The sequence below is a fragment of the Lysobacter korlensis genome, from assembly GCF_042434515.1.
On the sequence record NZ_JBHLTG010000001.1, the window covers coordinates 1,072,552 to 1,087,562 of the forward strand.

The 15,011-nt window shown below is 67.7% G+C and carries 11 protein-coding genes and 1 pseudogene; 9 read left to right on the top strand and 3 right to left on the bottom strand.

Going from position 1 to position 15,011, the window contains the following annotated elements; translation table 11 throughout:
• The 3 genes and pseudogenes from ACFFGH_RS04770 to ACFFGH_RS04780 all read left to right on the top strand — a co-directional run.
• A pseudogene (locus ACFFGH_RS04770) lies at positions 1–2,307 on the top strand (response regulator); the annotation flags it as partial.
• Complete coding sequence (locus ACFFGH_RS04775) at positions 2,300–3,913, top strand: chemotaxis protein CheB (RefSeq protein ID WP_386665295.1); 1,614 nt, start codon at positions 2,300–2,302, stop codon at positions 3,911–3,913. The pseudogene ACFFGH_RS04770 and the gene ACFFGH_RS04775, both read left to right, overlap by 8 nt.
• A gap of 340 nt (positions 3,914–4,253) precedes the next feature.
• Complete coding sequence (locus tag ACFFGH_RS04780; protein WP_386667369.1) at positions 4,254–4,709, top strand: chemotaxis protein CheW; 456 nt, start codon at positions 4,254–4,256, stop codon at positions 4,707–4,709.
• A gap of 278 nt (positions 4,710–4,987) precedes the next feature.
• On the opposite strand, the gene ACFFGH_RS04785 is transcribed toward ACFFGH_RS04780, so the two are convergent.
• Both ACFFGH_RS04785 and bioA read right to left on the bottom strand, forming a co-directional pair.
• A complete protein-coding gene (locus ACFFGH_RS04785) occupies positions 4,988–5,725 on the bottom strand; it encodes a 16S rRNA (uracil(1498)-N(3))-methyltransferase (protein WP_386665297.1) in 738 nt (245 codons plus the stop codon).
• A gap of 174 nt (positions 5,726–5,899) precedes the next feature.
• A complete protein-coding gene (gene bioA, locus ACFFGH_RS04790) occupies positions 5,900–7,339 on the bottom strand; it encodes an adenosylmethionine--8-amino-7-oxononanoate transaminase (protein WP_386665300.1) in 1,440 nt (479 codons plus the stop codon).
• A gap of 41 nt (positions 7,340–7,380) precedes the next feature.
• Here bioA and nudE point away from each other — a divergent pair, with 41 nt between their 5' ends.
• From nudE to ACFFGH_RS04815, 5 genes are all read left to right on the top strand, one after another.
• Positions 7,381–7,929 carry an ADP compounds hydrolase NudE gene (gene nudE / locus ACFFGH_RS04795; RefSeq protein WP_386665302.1) on the top strand — a complete coding sequence of 183 codons (549 nt, stop codon included), beginning with the start codon at positions 7,381–7,383 and terminating at the stop codon, positions 7,927–7,929.
• The gene (gene cysQ, locus ACFFGH_RS04800; protein WP_386665304.1) at positions 7,926–8,720 is read left to right on the top strand and encodes a 3'(2'),5'-bisphosphate nucleotidase CysQ; all 795 of its coding nucleotides are present in this window, start codon (positions 7,926–7,928) and stop codon (positions 8,718–8,720) included. The genes nudE and cysQ overlap by 4 nt, the downstream gene beginning before the upstream one ends.
• Positions 8,721–8,751: 31 nt before the next feature.
• On the top strand, positions 8,752–9,582 hold the full coding sequence (gene mazG, locus ACFFGH_RS04805; protein ID WP_386665307.1) for a nucleoside triphosphate pyrophosphohydrolase: 831 nt from the start codon (positions 8,752–8,754) through the stop codon (positions 9,580–9,582).
• Between the two features lie 96 nt (positions 9,583–9,678).
• Positions 9,679–10,389, top strand: a complete 711-nt coding sequence (locus ACFFGH_RS04810; protein ID WP_189457755.1) for a response regulator transcription factor — start codon at positions 9,679–9,681, stop codon at positions 10,387–10,389.
• A gap of 16 nt (positions 10,390–10,405) precedes the next feature.
• Positions 10,406–11,695, top strand: a complete 1,290-nt coding sequence (locus ACFFGH_RS04815; protein ID WP_386665311.1) for an ATP-binding protein — start codon at positions 10,406–10,408, stop codon at positions 11,693–11,695.
• 907 nt (positions 11,696–12,602) lie between these two features.
• Here ACFFGH_RS04815 and ACFFGH_RS04820 read toward each other — a convergent pair.
• On the bottom strand, positions 12,603–13,784 hold the full coding sequence (locus ACFFGH_RS04820; protein ID WP_386665314.1) for a S8 family peptidase: 1,182 nt from the start codon (positions 13,782–13,784) through the stop codon (positions 12,603–12,605).
• Between the two features lie 918 nt (positions 13,785–14,702).
• Between ACFFGH_RS04820 and ACFFGH_RS04825 the strand changes: the two genes are divergently transcribed.
• Positions 14,703–14,891, top strand: a complete 189-nt coding sequence (locus ACFFGH_RS04825) for a hypothetical protein (protein WP_386665316.1) — start codon at positions 14,703–14,705, stop codon at positions 14,889–14,891.
• Positions 14,892–15,011 lie beyond the last annotated feature (120 nt).

The window sequence follows — 15,011 nt, forward strand, 5'->3', positions numbered from 1 at the left end:
TTCGTCGAGGAAGGCGGCGATCTTCTCGACCATTCCGATGGCCTGCTTGCGCAGCTGCGCAATGCACCGGACGAGCGCGAACCGCTGGTCGGCCTGCAGCGCGATCTGCACACGCTGAAGGGCGGCGCGCGCATGGCCGGCATCATGGCGGTCGGCGAACTCGGCCACGTGATGGAATCGCTGCTCGAAGCCGTAGTCGCGAACCGGGTCGAACTCGGCCGCGATGGCATTCCGCTGCTCGAGCGGGGATTCGATCGCCTGCATGCGATGGTCACGCGGGTCGGCAATCGGCTTGCGATCGCGATGCCCTCCGAACTCATTGCCGAGTTCGATGCGCGTTCGCGTGGCGAGATCATCCGCGGTCCGGCCACCGCCGGCGCGAAGCCGGCCGTCCCGGCGGTCGAGCTCAAGCCGCTGTCGGCGCCGCTGTCGGATACGCCGCTCGACGACGAAGACGAGATCGGCATCCGCGCGCCGCAGGAGCAGGTGCGCATCCGTGCCGACCTGCTCGACCGGCTCGTCAACTACGCCGGTGAGGTCGCGATCTACCGTGCACGCCTCGAGCAGCAGCTCGGTGCGTTCCGCGGCGCGATCGGCGAAATGGAAGCGACGAACACGCGTATCCGCGACCAGCTGCGCCGACTCGAGATCGAAACCGAAGCGCAGATCCTTTCGCGCTTCCAGCGCGAAGGCGACAACGCCGATGCGACGTTCGACCCGCTCGAGCTCGACCGCTTCTCGACGCTGCAGCAGCTCTCGCGTGCGCTCGCCGAATCGGCGGCCGACCAGGTCTCGTTGCAGGGCACGCTGGACGACCTGACGCGTCAGTACGAAACGTTGCTGTTGCAGCAGTCGCGCGTATCGTCCGACCTGCAGGAAGGCCTCATGCGCACGCGCATGGTGCCGTTCGATGGTTTGCTGCCGCGCCTGCGTCGCGTCGTCCGCCAGGCCTCGTCCGAACTCGGCAAGAACGTCCAGCTCAAGCTCGACGGCGCCCAGGGCGAACTCGACCGCAACGTGCTTGAACGCATGACCGCTCCGCTGGAGCACATGCTGCGCAACTCGGTCGCGCACGGCATCGAACTGCCCGCCAAGCGCGCGCAGAGCGGCAAGCCGGTCGACGGTTCGATCTACATCGCGATCCGGCGCGAAGGCTCGGAAGTCGTGCTGGAAGTCGGCGACGACGGCGCCGGTCTGGATCGCGACGCGATCCGCCGCCGCGCAGTCGAGCGTGGGCTGCTGCGCCGCGATGCGCTGCTTGCCGACAGTGACCTCGATGCCCTGATCCTCGAGCCGGGCTTCTCGACGGCCGACGAGGTCAGCCGCCTGGCGGGTCGCGGCGTCGGTATGGACGTGGTGGCAAGCGAAGTCCGCCAGCTCGGCGGCACGCTCGACATCCAGTCGTCGCCGGGCAAGGGCGTGCGCTTCACGCTGCGCCTGCCGCAGACGCTTGCGGTCACGCAGGCGGTGTTCGTCCGCGCCGGCGAGACGACGTTCGCAGTGCCGATCGCTTCGGTGCGCGGCGTCGGTCGTATCGCCCGCGAAGAGCTGGTGGCCGCGCGCGACGAAGGTCGCGACGCGATCTACCGGTACGGCGACGAGGACTACACCGTCCACGACCTCGGCCTGCTGATCGGCCAGTCGGCTGCGAAGGCCGAAGGCCATCTGCAGATGCCGCTGCTGCTGATCCGCGCCGGTGAGCTCCGCGCCGCGGTCAGCGTCGACCAGGTGGTTGGCAACCGCGAAATCGTGGTCAAGCCGGTCGGTCCGCAGGTCGCGTCGGTGCCGGGCATCTTCGGTGCAACGGTGATGGGCGATGGCCGCGTGGTCGTCATCCTCGACGTCGCTCCGCTGGTGCGTCGTCAGGCCGCACTGCCGCGTGACCATTCGGCGCTGACCCCGGCGCCCGTGGTCGAAACGCGCCACGTCCCGCTGGTCATGGTGGTCGACGACTCGGTCACGATGCGCAAGGTCACCGGCCGCGTGCTGGAGCGCAACGGGTTCGAAGTGATCACTGCGAAGGACGGTATCGACGCGCTCGAACGCATGGCCGACGCCGTGCCGGACCTGGTCCTGCTCGACGTCGAAATGCCACGCATGGACGGCTACGAGCTGGCGACTGCGATGAAGAACGAGCAGCGCCTGCGCGGGGTGCCGATCATGATGATCACGTCGCGTACCGGCGAGAAGCATCGCCAGCGCGCGCTCGACATCGGCGTCAACCGTTACCTCGGCAAGCCGTATCAGGAGAACGAGCTGATGCGCAACGTCAACGAGCTGCTCGGCATGGCGACCGTCGATGCCTGAGTCCGGCCGCCGCGTCGTACTGCTCGCGCGGCCGGGACCGGCGCGTGACCGCCTGCGCGCGGCGTTGACCGAGGCGGCGGCGGAGCTTGTCCTCGAGGCGGACCCGACCCGGGTCACGCCCGAGGAACTGGGCGACGCGCAGCCGGAAGTGGTGATCGTCGCGCTCGACAGCGCGACGGAAGCCGCGCTCGATCGACTGGATGCAGTGCTCTGCCAGCCTTCGATCGATGTGATGTACGAAGAGGCGGATGTCGCGGCCAACCGCAACGGCTGGGATGCCGCGCGCTGGGTTCGCCACCTGTCCGCCAAGCTCAACCGTCATACCGATGTACTGCCGCCCGGCGCTTCAGCTGCGGCCGCACCGCTGCCTGAGGTGCAACCGCAGACGGAGGCGGCGCCTGCCGCGGTCGAAGAGCCGGGTATCGAGCTACCTGCGTTCGCGTTCGAAGACGCGGGTCTTGCGGGGTTGGACACGCCACCCGCGCATCCGCTTTCCGACGATTTCAGCCCTGGCGTCGAGCCGGGCAGCTACGGCGCGTTCGACCCCGTGGCCGCGGAGATCGGGGAATTCGAGGCGACCGCTGACCAGGTGATCACGTTCGATTCGAGCCTGCGCGACGATTTCGTCGTCGAGCCGTCGCACCTGTCCACGCCGTCGGTCGATATGGGGCTGCCTTCACTGGACCCCACGCTGGCCGAAGGGCTGCCGGCGCTGGACCTCGTGTTCGAAAGCGAACTCGAGTTGCCCGCGGACGTGCTCTCGCCGGCCGCCGTCGACACGCCGCGCTTCCAGGATTTCTCCCTCGACGATCTGCCCGCTGAGCCACGTGGCCCGGTGGCCGATGACGACGCGGTTCTGTCGCTCGATTTCGACATCACACCGCCTGACGCAGCGCCGGCCCCTGCCGCGCCGGAAAAGGCCGCGCCGTTTGCCGGGCTGTCGAGCGGCCATGTGCTCGAACTGGTCAACGACGACGCACCGACGCCCGCCGCGTCGGTAGGTGGGACGTCGCGCCAGACGAACCTGGCCGACCTCGAACGGCGTATCGCGTCGCTCGAACTGGTCGAGGACACGCCGGCTGCGCCGCGAGGCGGGGCAGTGCTGCTGGTCGCCGGCATCGGCGGGCCCGACGCCGTACGTCAGGTGCTCGGCGCGCTACCGGAAGGATTTTCCAGGCCCGTGATCGTGCAGCAGCGGCTCGACGGCGGCCGCTACGACAGGCTGGTCAGCCAGCTCGAACGCGCAACGCGGTTGCCGGTCGATCTGGCCGAGCCCGGCACCGAACTGCGGCCGGGGGTCGTCTACGTGCTGCCGGCCGACGTAGGGATTTCGGCTGGCAGCCAAGCCCTTACGTTCGACGACAGCGGGCGCACCTACGATGCGCTGCTGCCTGCGGACAGCGCAGTGCTGCTGCTCAGTGGCAGCGACCCGGCGATCGTCGATCGCCTCGTTTCGCCGGAGTGGTCCGACGGGCTCGTCGTCGGTCAGTCGACCGATGGCTGCTACGACGCCGCCGCTTCTGTCGCACTGGCCGCCCATGGCCGCCCGACCGCACCACCGGCTGAACTTGCCCAGCGTCTCGTCGAGCGCTGGAGTGCCGCCTGACTGGCGACCGATTCGAGGAAACCCCATGTCGAAGAAGCGCCATCCGAACAAGTCGCGCCACCAGCAGCGTCCGCAGGGCACGGTCGTGAAGACTGTCGATGCCGTCCCAGCGGCAGTGGTCGAGGTCGAACCCGACGCGGCTGCGGCCGATCCGATCCACGTATCTGAAACCGTTTTTCTGGAAGTACCCCTTATGCAGCACGCTCCGACGCCGGACTCGGCCCAGAATTCCAACGCGGCTCCGCACGCAGCGGGTCCAGCCGACGCCACGCCCGTCCCCGCGGCAGCGCGCGCCGTCGAACCGACGCCGGCACCGTCCGCTCCGTACTCGCAGGGCGACATCCGTGGCGTGCTGATCCAGGTTGCAGGCGCACGGCTGCTGTTGCCGAACGCGACGATCGCCGAGGTGCTGTCCTACGCCGATCCTGACCCGGTCGGTGCGGAAGCGCCGGACTGGTTGCTTGGCCGTATGCGCTGGCGCGGCTGGATGCTGCCGCTGATCGCGTTCGGCCGGCTCGCAGGCGTGTCCGAGGAAAAGGCGGCACTGGGCAGCAAGGTGGTCGTGCTGAAGGCGCTCGCCGGCACGACCAAGACGCCGTACTTCGCGATCCTGACGCAGGGCTTCCCGCGCCTGGTCACGGTGTCGCGCGCGGCGCTCGCGGTCGAGGACGACAGTGACGACGCACTGCCCCAGGGCGTGCAGGCGCGCGTGCGTCTGAATGAGGACTCGGCATTGCTGCCGGACCTCGAGGCCGTCGAAACACTGGTGGCCGAGGCGCTCGCGCACGCGGCTTAAACGCGGCGTTCTTCCCAATCAGGCGGCGCGCCTGCCCCCGGCAGGCGCGGTGTGCCGGACGTGCGGGTCGCCGGCATGTCTTTGAAGTGCGCGCTCGAATCTGGAGTGGGGAAGGCTTTCGGCGCTCCCGATAGCAACGCTCGAGGAGAGGTCCCGTCGCGGAGCCGTTCTCCCGCTATCGGCGGCGCGGCTCGAATTGCCTACGCCAACTCGCCCGGTCTGCTCGCGCGGCTACCTGCGCTGGTGCCCTTACGCCGCCACCCGGCCGCGAGGCAAGATCAACCCAGATCGCCGAGCCGCGCCTGCAACGCCGCAAGTGCCGCCAGACCGGCGGTTTCCGTACGCAGCACGCGGGGGCCGAGTCGCAGCCCCTGAAAGCCCGCGTCCATCAGCTGCGTACGGTCGGTCGGCGACCAGCCGCCCTCGGGCCCGACCGCAAGCCAGACCGCCGCGCTGGGCTCGATGTCCAGCGAGCGCAGCGACACCGTGCCTTCAGGATCGAGCAGCAGTCGCAGCCCACCCGCCGGCAGCGCTGCCAGCACGGCTGCGAGAGACGCGGGTGCGGCGACAGCAGGTACGCGGGCGCGGCCGCTCTGCTCGCATGCGGAAGTGACCACGCCGCACCAGTGCGCATGCCGCTTGCGCGCGCGGGCTTCGTCGAGTTTGACCTCGCTGCGCTGCGACCACAGCGGCCGCACCTCGCCGATCCCGAGCTCGGTGGCCTTCTGCAGGATCAGGTCCATCTTCTCGCCGCGCGCGATGCCCTGAAGCAGGCCCGTGTGCAGCGGCGATTCGCGATCCACCGCGAACGCGGCACCGACCGCGGCGCGCACTTCGCGCTTGCCGACTGCCACCAGCTTCGCGGGGTAATCAAAGCCGTCGCCGTTGAACAGCACGCAGGCATCGCCGGCTTGGAGACGCAACACGCGGGTCAGGTGCGCGGCCGGTGCTTCCGGCAGCGTCAGCTCGGCGCCCGACTGCAGAGGCAGGTCGACATGGACTCGGGTCAGACGCATTTGAACTCCGTGCCGAAACGTGTGGCGGGGCTCGCGAACGGTGGAGCGGGCCGAAGCGCACTCGCGCAACGGGCATGTCTAAAAGCGCAGGCACGTTGAAAAGCGCAGGCACAAACAGCGATTCGGGCGCTTACGTACCCGGCAACCGCGACAAAAACAAAGCTCATCGCCGACTCACGCAGCCGTCGCTTCGACGATCGCCTCGCGTGTCACCTGTGCGAGTTGCCGCAGCGCATCGTCATCGACGCAGTACGGCGGCATCCAGTACAGGATGTCACCGAGCGGGCGCAGCAGCACCCCACGCGCAAGCGCCGCGCGGTACGCATGCAGACCGATCCGCCGCTGCGGCTCGAACGGCGTCTGCCGGTTGCCGTCACGGGTCAGCTCGAACGCGACGATCATGCCGACCTGCCGGGTGTCCGCAACATGCGCAAGCGTCGAAATTTCTGCGGCGTAGTCCCGCATGCGCACGGCGGTGCCACGGTTGCGGGCAACCGCGTCGTCGTCGCGAAAGATGTTGAGCGTAGCGAGCGCAGCGGCGCAGGCGAGGGGGTTGCCGGTGTAGCTGTGCGAATGCAGGAACGCGCGCTCCCGCGATTCGTCGAGGAAGCCGTCGTACAGCGCCTGCGTCGCAAGCACCGCCGCAAGCGGCAGCGCGCCGCCGGTCAGGCCCTTCGACAGGCACAGCAGATCAGGCTGGATACCGGCGACCGTGGATCCGTCTGCCGCGGGCGCCTGTTCGCACGCGAACATCGTGCCGGTGCGTCCAAAGCCAACCGCGATCTCGTCCGCGATCAGAAACACGCCGTGCGCATCGCACAACTCGCGCGCAAGCCGCAGGTACAGCGGGTCGTGCATGCGCATGCCGCCCGCGCATTGGACGCGTGGCTCGAGGATCATCGCGCAGACTTCGCCTGCGTGGCGCTCGAGCAATTCGCGCAGTCCCTTGGCCGCGCGCACGGCGCAGTCGGAGGTGCTCTCGCCCGGGGCCGCCAAGTACGCATCCGGCGACGGCGCGAACAACGCTTCGGCAAGCAGCGGCGCGTAGACCCGCCGATAGAGCGGGATATCGCCGACCGCGAGCGCGCCGAGCGTCTCGCCGTGATAGCCGCCCTCGAGTGCGATGAATCGCGTGCGTTTGAGGTCGCCGCGATTGCGGAACCAGTGAAACGCCATCTTCAGCGCAACCTCGACTCCCGCCGATCCGTTATCTGCATAGAACACCTTGGTCAGTGGCGCGCGACCAGACTCCTTCGGGGCAAGCGCGAGCAGACGCTCCGCCAGCTCGACCGCTGGAGCGTGCGAGCAGCCCGCGAGGATCACGTGCTCCAGCGTCCTGGCCTGTGTCGCGATCGCTTCGGCGATGCGTGGGTTCGCATGGCCGAACAGGTTCGTCCACCAGCTGCTGATCGCGTCGAGGTAGCGCTTGCCGTCGCGGCCGATCAGCCAAGGCCCCTCTCCGCGCTCCACGGGGAGCAGCGGCAGGGTATGGGGGTGCTCGCGCATCTGCGTGCAGGGATGCCACAGCACGTCGAGGTCGCGCCGGCGCCAGTGCTCGGCGGCGGCGTCACCTTGCTCTGCTAGCATCGCCGCATCGTGAATCAGTTCATTCATTCCCCCATTATCGCGCCACTGCGCCGTTGCGGAGCCCCCGCATGACGCGCCGGCTGCCCGTGATCCATGGCGTGACCGAGCACGACGCCGGCCCGTACCGCTTCGAGCAGCTCGATCTGGAGTTTGCGAACGGCGAGCGCCGCTTGTACCAGCGCATGCACGGGCGCGGCCACGGCGCCGTGGTCGTGGTGCCGATGCTCGATGCGGAAACGGTATTGCTCGTGCGTGAGTACGCCGCCGGCGTGCACCGCTACGAGCTGGGTCTCGTGAAAGGCCGCATCGACGCAGGCGAAACCGCGATCGAGGCCGCCAACCGCGAGCTGCAGGAGGAGGCCGGTTACGCCGCGCGCTCGCTGACGCAGTTGCGCGCACTGACGCTGGCACCGACCTACATGAGCCATCAGACCCAGCTGATCATTGCCCGTGACCTCTACCCGCAGAGCCTGCCGGGCGACGAGCCCGAGCCGCTGGATGTGGTGCCGTGGAAAATCGACAGCCTGCACGAGCTGATGCTGCGCGAGGATTTCTCGGAAGGGCGCAGCATTGCCGCGCTGTTCATCGCGCGCGAATGGTTGAGGACACAGGCATGATCCCGAACGAGTTGCGCGAAGCCGTAATCGCGATCGCCAACGATGCCGCGACCGCGATCCTGGGCATCTACGACAGCGAGTTCGCGGTCGAGCACAAGGATGACGACTCGCCACTCACCGCCGCGGACCTGGCGGCGCACCGCTGCATCATCGATGGGCTCGCGCGGCTGACGCCCGACATTCCGGTGCTGTCGGAGGAATCCGCACACGAGGTGTCGTACGCGCAGCGACGGACCTGGCCGCGGTTGTGGGTGGTCGACCCGCTCGACGGCACGCGTGAGTTCGTCAAGCGCAATGGCGAATTCACGGTCAACATCGCGCTCGTCGAGGACGGGGTGGCGACGTACGGCTTCGTGCAGGCACCGGTGACCGGTGTGCTCTGGCACGGCGGTGCCGGCATCGGCGCGTGGCGACGCGAGGGCGGCCGCGAGTCCGCGCTGCGCGTAACGCCGGCGCATTCGCCACTGCGCGTTGCGACCAGCCGTTCGCACCGCGACGGACGCAGCGAGGCGTTCATTGCCCGCATTGGGGAAATCAGCCCCGTGGGGCTTGGCTCGTCGCTGAAATTCTGCGCGCTTGCCGATGGCGAACTCGATCTCTACCCGCGCTTCGGCCCGACCAGCGAATGGGACACGGCAGCCGGGCAGTGCGTGCTCGAAGGCGCCGGCGGCGCCGTGCTCGACCTGCAGGGGCGGCCGTTCCGCTACAACCTGCGCGAGACCGTGCTCAATGGCGAATTCATCGCGCTGGCCGATGACAGCCTGCCGTGGCGCGAGTGGCTGCCCGGATGAGCCCGGTTCTGCGACGAGGCGCTCGACCCGGATGAGCGATCAGGAAGCCCGAACGGGCATCGAGGGCCTGCTTTCAATCATGGCCCAGCTGCGCGACCGCGAGCGCGGATGCCCCTGGGACGTCGCGCAGACGTTCGAAACGATTGCGCCGTACACGATCGAGGAAGCGTACGAAGTCGCCGATGCTATCGACCGCGGCGACCTGCCCGCGCTGAAGGACGAACTCGGCGACCTGCTGCTGCAGGTCGTGTTCCATGCGCGCATGGCCGAAGAGGCCGGCGCGTTCGCATTTCCCGACGTGGTGGCCGCGATTAGCGACAAGATGCGCCGGCGTCATCCGCATGTGTTCGGCGATGAGCACGTGGCCGACGCCGAGGCGCAGACCGTCGCGTGGGAAGAGCTCAAGCGACGCGAGCGCGAAGCGGCAGGAGAAGCCGACACGTCCGCACTGGCCGGCATCAGCCGCGGCCTGCCGGAATGGCAGCGCGCAACCAAACTGCAGAAGCGTGCCGCACGCGTGGGCTTCGACTGGCCTTCGGTCGGCCCGGTGTTCGACAAGCTGCACGAGGAGATCGACGAAGTGCGCGCGGAGTTTGCTGCGCTCGACGGCGCCGATGACGAGGCGGCCGTGCGCGCGCGGCTCGAGGACGAGATCGGCGATCTGCTGTTCGTCTGCACGAACATCGCACGCCACGGCCGGGTGGACGTCGGCAGTGCGCTGCGCCGCGCGAACCTCAAGTTCGAGCGCCGCTTCCGCGCCATGGAGGTGATGGCGCAGGCCGATGGCCGGAATCTCGCCCAATTGCCGCTTGACGAGCAGGATGCCTACTGGGCGAGGGCGAAAGCGGCCGAGCGCAGCTGACTGCCGAGGCCGACTTTCACTCCGGTCGAGCTGTCTTCACACGACCTCTACCCCGGCCGAGGCACCTTTCACAAAACTGAAGGGTTGGAGATCTGTATGCAAGGCTCGCGCGACGGTGGTCTGGTCCTGATCGTGGAAGACAACCGCAATATTTCCGAGATGGTGGGTGAATACCTCGAAGGCCGTGGATTCGAGGTGGACTACGCGGCCGACGGCCTCGATGGTTACCGGCTGGCTTCGGAGAACAGCTACGACGTGGTCGTGCTCGACCTGATGCTGCCGCGCCTGGATGGAATCGAGGTCTGCAAGCGCCTGCGTGAAGATGCGCGCAAGTCGACGCCGGTGCTCATGCTGACGTCGCGCGACACGCTCGACGAGAAGCTCACGGGCCTGTCAGCCGGTGCCGACGACTACCTCACCAAGCCGTTCGCAATCCAGGAGCTCGAGGCGCGCCTGCGCGCCCTGATCCGCCGTGAACGCCGTCAGGTGGGTGGCGAAGTGCTCAAGGTCGCCGACCTCGTGCTCGATCCGGCCAGCCTGCGCGTCACGCGTGGCGGGGTGGAGCTGCAGCTGTCGCCGATCGGCCTGCGCCTGCTGACGATCCTCATGCGCGAATCGCCGCGCGTGGTGAGCCGTCAGGAAATCGAGCGCGAGATCTGGGGCAATGGCCTGCCGGACTCCGACACGCTCCGCAGCCACCTGTACAACCTGCGCAAGACCATCGACAAGCCGTTCGACAAGCAGCTGCTGCACACCGTGCAGAGCGCGGGTTACCGGATCGCCGATATCTCGCAGCCGCCGGACTGATCGCCGGTTCACGGCAATGCCACAGGGGCTTCCGCGAAAGATCAAGCTGGCCATCATCGGCCAGGCGTTGGTCGCTACGCTCGTGATCTCGCTCGGCGTACTGCTGGGCGGGATCGCGGTGCGTCAGACGCTGCTGCATTCGTTGCTTCGACACGAGGCAGCCGCGTTCCGCGAGGGGCATCGTCAGGACGCGGCGCATCCGCTGCCGAACACCACGATGCTCAGCGGCTACCTGGCTGCGCCGAACGGGCGAGGCACGCCGCTGCCCGAGGTGCTTCGCGAAACGTCGCCGGGGCTGCACGCGTTCGGCGGCGATGACAAAGTGGTATTCGTCGACCCGGACCCACACGGCACCCTTTATCTGGTCTACGACCCGAGCCTGATCGATCGCGCGGTGTTCTGGACCGCATCGGTTGCGCTGCTGCTCTCGCTGCTGGTGATGTACCTCACCTCGTGGCTGACGTACCGCACATCGAAGCGGCTGGTCGCGCCGGTCAGCTGGCTGGCGAACGTGGTGTCGCGCTGGGACCCCCGCCAGCCGGACCCGGCCGCGCTCGCCCCCGACCACCTTCCCCCCGAGTCCGCAACCGAGGTGCGCCGCCTTGCGCACGCGCTGCGCGGGCTTGCACGTCGGGTGGGCGACTTCGTCCAGCGCGAGCGTGATTTCACGCGGGACGCCAGCCACGAACTGCGCACCCCGTTGACGGTCATCCGCGTGGCAACCGATCTGCTCAGTGCCGAGCCCGAGCTTTCGGACCGGCACAAGCGCTCGCTCGGCCGCGTGCAGCGTGCAGCGCGCGACATGGAAGCGGTGATCGAGGCATTCCTGATCCTGGCCCGCGAATCGGAAGTCGAACCGCAGAGCGAGCGGCTGCCCGTGCGCGACATCATCGATAAGGAAGTCGAGCGGGCGCGGCCGCTGCTCGACGGCAAGCCGGTCGAACTGCGCGTCGTCATCGACGGCACGCCCGAGCTCTATGCGCCACGCCACGTGCTCAACGTGATGCTCGGCAATCTGCTCAGCAATGCGACTCGCTACACCGAGCGCGGCGAAATCAGCATCGTCGTAAACCCAGAACGCATCGAAGTGCGCGACAGCGGCATCGGCATGTCGGCCGAAGCGGTGAGCAAGGCATTCGATCCGTTCTTCCGCGTCGATATGGAGCGCCAGGAAGGCAAGGGCATTGGCCTGTCGATCGTGCGGCGACTCGGGGAGCGTTTCGGCTGGCCGGTCACGCTTACCAGTGCGCCCGGTGAGGGCACGACCGCGGTGATCCACTTCCCCGAGAGTGGTTCGCAGGACTGAGCTACGGCGGCGCGAACTGCGTTCCGGCAATAGCAATGGCTGTGGAATGGCAACGGCGGCGTCCTTGCCGACATGTTGGCGGTCGTGATGACGGCCACGGTGGTTCGAGCTAAGCACTGCGGGCAGCACGGGCTTGATCCGGCCGCTGCTGGACCCAGATTTCGCTGGTTACCCTCGAGTGGAGTGATGTTGTTCCATTCCTCTGCATGAGCGCCGCTTCGCTTGGCGTCGCTTCTCGCGCCGCTGGCGCCCGACCCTCGTCGTGCTACGGCCGCGGGGCTCCGAGTCACATTGCTCTTCGGTGTCCACCCCATGACGGCGCCAGCGCATCGCCTGGCTTGCGCATGACAACTGTTGGACTACCCCCCCCCCCGGCTTGAGCATCTGCGCTGCCCGTTTGCAGAGGGTGGCCTCTGCGTGTCGATCTCAGCGGTCGCCTCTGCGTCCGCGTCACCGACGAACTAGTCGGCCTCGAGGATGGTGTAGGAGGCCTTCGGTCGACCGCACCGCCGGGTCCTGATGCTTTCCGAGCCTCGATCCGGCACGGCAATGGACATGTCGAAGGCACGCGCGAGCGTTGAAGCCGTGAGCCGTACCTCATGAATTATGGACCGTTGGCGAAACGCTGTAGTGGGCGGTGCGCTCTGAGCGCCGAGTTCGGGGTTGCTGGGTGGTTTGTTTGGCTGCCGCCAGCACCGGCGCATACGTCACCGCGCACATCACCTTGCTGGCCTCAGGCGTCTCGATCGCGACGCGACTGTAGTGATGCCGCTACGTGCGCCGTAGGGCGTTATCTCTCGATTTCTTCGGAGCGCTAGCGTCCGTAAGGCAACACTATCAAGACAAAGGCGGCCCGAGGGCCGCCTTCGCATGCGCCATCCATGGCGCTTACTGCATTCGCATCAGATCAGCGCGTATAGAGCAGTCGGTTCGGCGAGCCCGCGACGTTGTACACGCGACCCGTCGTCGCGTTGTTGGTCAGCCAGCCCTTCACGGACGACGTCGAGGCCGACGGATACCGCTGCAGGTAGAGCGCGGCGGCGCCCGCCACGTGCGGCGATGCCATCGAGGTGCCGCTGATCGTGTTGGTTGCCGTGGTGCTGGTGTACCAGGCCGACTTGATCGAGGTGCCCGGCGCGAAGATGTCCAAGCAGCTGCCGTAGTTCGAGAACGACGAGCGGTAGTCGTTCGACTGCGTCGAGCCGACCGTGTACACGCCCGAGGCGCGTGCCGGCGAGTAGTTGCAGGCGTTCTGGTTGTCGTTACCCGCGGCAACCACGACGGTGACGCCGGCGTTGTTGAGGTTGTTCACTGCGGTGTCGATTGCCGAGGAGGCGCCGCCACCCAGGCTCATGTTCGCCACGGCCGGCTTGACGTGGTTGTAGCGAACCCAGTCCACGCCCGCGATGATCGTCGAGTTGCTGCTGCCGCCCGTGCAACCGAACACGCGCACCGGCACCAGCCGGACCGACTTCGCCACGCCCCAGGTTGCGCCGCCGATCGTGCCCGCCACATGCGTGCCGTGGCCGTTGCAGTCGCTGGTGCCGCGGCCGTCGTTGATCGCTGTGTAGCCACCGCTGACGCGGCCGCCGAAGTCCTGGTGGCTCGCAAGGATGCCGCTGTCGATGACGTACGCACGCACGTTGTAGCCGGTGTAGTCGTAGACGTAGCTGCCGTTGAGCGGAAGCGCACGCTGGTCGGAACGATCAAGGCCCCAGGTGGCGCCGCTCTGCGTGGCGGTCGGATACGACATCGCGTCTTCTTCGATGAAGGCGACGCGCGGGTCCTTCAGCATGCGGGCGACCACGTGTTCCGGTGCCTTGAGGGAAAAGCCCTGGAGTGCGTGTCCGTAGACGCGCTCGACGTTGCCGCCGTGGCGCGAGGCCAGGTCAACCGCGGCGTTTTCAGCGGCGACGGCCAGGCCCGGGGCACGCTCGAGGCCCGGCGGGGTCTGCAGACGGGCAGGGTCAAGCACAACGATGTACTGGCCTTCGATGCGGTTCCGCTCCGCACGAACGAGATCGGCTGCAGCGGCAGCTGAAGAGCCCAGGGCCAGGGTGACGGCCAACGCGAGGACGCGCTTGGTCATTGTGAACACTCCAAAGGATTGATTGACGACTAGGGCCTGCTCATTCCGGAGCAGTACGTGCCACACCGACCAAACCCGGCGACGCGCTGGCTGCGTGGTGTAGCGAGAGTTCGCGTCCCGCCGAATTCGTGTCAACAGCGTGTGTCAAGTCGTCTGTGTGTTTCACAAACATAAACGCGGTGATTCTTGCGTCAACGAAGTGATAAGGCGTTGTTACATCAATGTTTCATTTCTGAGAATCGATCGGGATCTGGTCAAAAAATAGCCAAGACCGTGAAGGCGTGCGCAGCCGTTTATGCTGCATCGCACAGCAAGCTTGCGCGGCGGGTCACTCGCAAGCCGATGCCGAGGTCACGTTTTCAGCGGATCGGGGCGGTTTGTGGGCTGGGCCTGCTGCCGCAGTCGACAGGCATGTAGCGCGAGTGCAACACGCCCGGTTGGTGTCGCGCGGTCGCAGGAAAGCAGTGCTCGCCGAGCGCAACTGCTCGGTCAGCGGCGGGCGCCGCAGCCGCGCCATACCGCACTTGCCGCTGGGCGCCGCCCGGCCGACCCTGGTTCCAGGAGGCACGCCTACGGGGCGAAGCGGCACGACCAGCGAGTCAGCCGGTTGCCGGCGGTTGGTAAGGAGCAGCCACTCGGACGGACTGCGCGCAGCGCGAAGCGCTGGTGCCGGCGTGCCAGGCCCCTAAAAGACGGGCGGGTTCGGCCGGAGGCGCCAACGCGACGATGATCTGCCCGGCAGGGAGCACGTGATGCGCGTGCCTTTCGGCGCGATGTCGCGCTCGGTGCTGATGCGTCGGGAACGCAAGCGCCTCGCAGGACAACATGGAGGCGCTGCTGCGCAAGCGCCATCGTGCCCGGCACCACGGAGCGCTGAGCCAGCGCGCGTAGCGTGTCGGAGAGGCCGCTGCATGCGCCGTGGAGACGCGGCCGGCGCTGCAGCTGTTCGACGTACTCGCGACGATCCGGCTCACCGAGGTCGCCATCAGCACTCTGACCGGCGCGGTGCCACCACGCGCCGCCAGCGCAGCTGCTGCAGGTCGCGCCTACGACGCGCTCACCGCGATCACCATGGCCTTTTCAGTCATCGCCCCGGGCTCTCGCTGAGGGCTTTCAGTCCAGGGTCGCGCGGTTGTCTGATCACTGCTTGCACATAGGGCGCCCGCGCTAGATCCGGTCCAATCGGGCAGTGGCACGAGCGCGTAGCCCAGACATGACGAAGGCGGC

What these genes read in the sequence shown, in the direction of transcription:
- ACFFGH_RS04775 (WP_386665295.1), top strand. Translation starts at nt 2,300, where the DNA reads ATGCCTGAGTCCGGCCGCCGCGTCGTACTGCTCGCGCGGCCGGGACCG.
- ACFFGH_RS04785 (WP_386665297.1), bottom strand. Translation starts at nt 5,725, where the DNA reads ATGCGTCTGACCCGAGTCCATGTCGACCTGCCTCTGCAGTCGGGCGCC.
- bioA (WP_386665300.1), bottom strand. Translation starts at nt 7,339, where the DNA reads ATGAATGAACTGATTCACGATGCGGCGATGCTAGCAGAGCAAGGTGAC.
- nudE (WP_386665302.1), top strand. Translation starts at nt 7,381, where the DNA reads ATGACGCGCCGGCTGCCCGTGATCCATGGCGTGACCGAGCACGACGCC.
- cysQ (WP_386665304.1), top strand. Translation starts at nt 7,926, where the DNA reads ATGATCCCGAACGAGTTGCGCGAAGCCGTAATCGCGATCGCCAACGAT.
- mazG (WP_386665307.1), top strand. Translation starts at nt 8,752, where the DNA reads ATGAGCGATCAGGAAGCCCGAACGGGCATCGAGGGCCTGCTTTCAATC.
- ACFFGH_RS04810 (WP_189457755.1), top strand. Translation starts at nt 9,679, where the DNA reads ATGCAAGGCTCGCGCGACGGTGGTCTGGTCCTGATCGTGGAAGACAAC.
- ACFFGH_RS04815 (WP_386665311.1), top strand. Translation starts at nt 10,406, where the DNA reads ATGCCACAGGGGCTTCCGCGAAAGATCAAGCTGGCCATCATCGGCCAG.
- ACFFGH_RS04820 (WP_386665314.1), bottom strand. Translation starts at nt 13,784, where the DNA reads ATGACCAAGCGCGTCCTCGCGTTGGCCGTCACCCTGGCCCTGGGCTCT.